Origin of the sequence: Desulfovibrio sp. 1188_IL3213 (assembly GCF_036763145.1) — a bacterium.
Lineage (GTDB): Bacteria > Desulfobacterota > Desulfovibrionia > Desulfovibrionales > Desulfovibrionaceae > Desulfovibrio.
Genome location: NZ_JBAIYR010000321.1, coordinates 1 through 2,731, shown reverse-complemented (window position 1 = coordinate 2,731; position 2,731 = coordinate 1). Strand labels below are relative to the sequence as shown.

General features: G+C 60.2%; 2 protein-coding genes. Both read left to right on the top strand.

Annotated elements, in window-relative coordinates; all coding sequences use genetic code 11:
* The coding region (locus V6C16_RS10885; protein ID WP_333543198.1) for an LIC12162 family transferase at window positions 1-1,524 on the top strand (1,524 nt) is incomplete at its 5' end.
* 3 nt (window positions 1,525-1,527) lie between these two features.
* A complete protein-coding gene (locus tag V6C16_RS10880; protein WP_333543197.1) occupies window positions 1,528-2,568 on the top strand; it encodes an SEL1-like repeat protein in 1,041 nt (346 codons plus the stop codon).
* The last annotated feature ends 163 nt before the right edge of the window (window positions 2,569-2,731 follow it).

The window sequence follows — 2,731 nt, the reverse complement described above, 5'->3', positions numbered from 1 at the left end:
AGCATCGCTCCGCTGGCGGCGGAGCTATGCCCGCACAGCGCTGCGCTGCCCGCCGCCTACTGGGAGACGCTACTGGCCCCCTGGGCCGTGAATATGGCTTCACAGATCGTGGAGCGCTGGGACAGGGTCAAGGCCCTGGTCCAAGTGTGGGGCGACGAGGCCCTGCACGTTCCCCTGTTGCCGGTGGAGTGCTGCTTCACGTTCCATACCGAGCCGGATTTTGTCCTGCACGGCGCCCTTGGGCATACCTTTAATCACTGGCTGTTCTCGCGTCTGTTCGAGGCCCATTTTCATGATGGATGGCCGAAAAACTGGACATGGGAATACCTTGAGCCTGTAAACCGTGAATACGGTGCGGCGAAACGTCTTTCCGGCAAGGATCGCGTGCGCGGCATGCTGCGCAATGCCATGTTGAGACTGCCTTTTCCCCGTCTCAAAGGCGTCAGCCTTTGGCAGAGCCTGCGCTTTTCTCTGGCCCTGCTGCATAAAAGCCGGGGGCATGACTGCTCGCAGCCGCTTTCGACCTATGGGCGGGCCGCCACGGGGTTTGACGCGGCTTTGCCGGAGCATCTTGATGTTATGGCCCTTTTTCGCGCGGGGATGCCGCGTTCTTTAAAAAAGCTCGGCCATCCCGAACGCCTCGCGCCGGGCATGTTGTCGCCGCGCCTGCGCGTGGCAAGCATTCTGGCCTATGAGGACGCGGAATACCGGCAAAAGCTCGCTCTCTGGCGCGGCCGGGGCCACAGGCTCATGTACGTGCAGCACGGCGGCAATTATGGTCAGGTACGCTGTGCCTGTGATACTGCCGTGGTGGAATACAGCCAGCACGCCTTTGCCACCTGGGGCTGGAGTGAGCACGGCAACAGCCGGGGAAATTTTATTCCCTTGCCGTACCCGCAACTGGCTCGCATAAAGAAAAGCTGGCATGGTCAGGACGGGCATCACCTGTTACTTGTGGGTACGGAAATGCCAGCCTACGGCTATCGTCTGGACGCCCATCCAACGCCCTTGCAACTGGTGGATTACAGGCGCGACAAGCTGCGCTTTTTTGAATCGCTGGAGCGGAACATACGGGGCAGTTCCCTGTATCGTCCCTATTTCCCGTTGCCCGGCTCTTTGCGTGACGCGGACTGGCTGCTGGAACGCATGCCCCAGGTGCGTCTTGCCACAGGGCCTTTGCAGCCGCAGATGCTTGCCTGCCGTCTGCTGGTCGTGGATCACAACTGCACGACGACTCTTGAGGCTCTGGTCGCCAATGTGCCTACCATCCTGTTCTGGCGGCGTGATGTGTGGCCCGTTACCCCGCAAAGCGATGCCCTGCTGGATGTGCTTGTGCGGGCGGGCATACTGCATGCCACGCCCGAAGAGGCCGCCGCCAAGGTCACCGAAGTGTGGGAAGACCCCCGCGCGTGGTGGAGCCGCACATCAGTGCAGGATGCCCGCCGCGCTTTTTGCGCCCTTCAGGCTCTGACGCTCAAGGGCGATGAAAACCATTACTGGATCCCAACGTTGAAGAGTTTATAACATATGAAAATTCGGTTAGTTATCACAGTTTTTCTGGCATGTTTGTGCCTTTCGCCCTTGTGGCTGTCCCAGGGCGATGCCCGCGCTGACGACGGTGAAAGCCTGCGTCAGGTGCAGACGGCGCTGGACAAGAATGATTACGATGAGGCCGTGCGCCTGCTCAAGCCCCTTGTGGACAGCGGCAACGCTGAAGCCCTGTACGTTATGGGGCGTCTTATTCTGGACGGCAAGGGCGTAAAGAAAAACCGTACCCGCGCGGCGGAGTTTTTTCGCCTGGCAGCGGAAAAGGGCGACGTGAGCGCCATGAATTCCTGGGCCACGGCCCTGGCTTCGGGCGACGGCGTGCCGCGCAACTATCGCGAGGCCGCGCGCTGGTTCCGCAAGGCTGCCGAGCAGGGTCTGGCAATGGCCCAGTACAATCTCGGCTATCTTTACGCCCACGGGCGCGGCGTTAACAAGGACGAGGCCGCCGCCATTGACTGGTACAGCCGTGCCGCCAATCAGGGGCTTGCATCAGCCCAATATTCCCTGGGCTGGACCTATCTGAACGGCAAGGGAGAAAACCAGAGCGACACCAAAGCCGCCCACTGGTTTGAAAAGGCGGCGGAACAGGATCACGCCAAGGCGCAGAACAATCTGGCGTTCATGTACGCCGAAGGGCGGGGCTATGCCCAGGACCCGGCCAAGGCTGTGCAGTGGTATACGCGCGCTGCCGAGCAGGGCTATGCCGAGGCCCAGTACAATCTGGGGTTTATGTATGAGCAGGGACGTGGCGTGCCGCAGGACTATAACCAGGCCGTGGACTGGTATCGCAAGGCTGCGGAGCAGAATGAGGCCGCCGCGCAGTACAGTCTGGGACTGATGTATGATCAGGGAACCGGCGTGCCGCGCAATCTCAGCGAGGCCAACCGCTGGTACAACCTGGCCGCCAAAAATGGCGATCCCGATGCCAAGGCTGTGGTGCGCGCCCAGAACAACAAGCCGCAGCCCGCGCGCAAGGCCGCTCCGGCAAACCGGCAGCAAAAGCGCGATAAAAAACAGTAGGATTGGTAAAATAGGGCAAGCAGCTTTTGCTCGGTTTTAGAGCAATTTAACTTTTAAATTGCTCGGACGGCTGCGTGAGCAGACGTTCGCTACGGAGGCGTAAGCGCAGTTTATCTGCGCGGTTAAACGCCGAAGTGAGCGTGCCTTAAACTTTGAGAATGTA

Coding starts and splice junctions, on each gene's coding strand:
- V6C16_RS10880 (WP_333543197.1), top strand. CDS start 1,528: ATGAAAATTCGGTTAGTTATCACAGTTTTTCTGGCATGTTTGTGCCTT.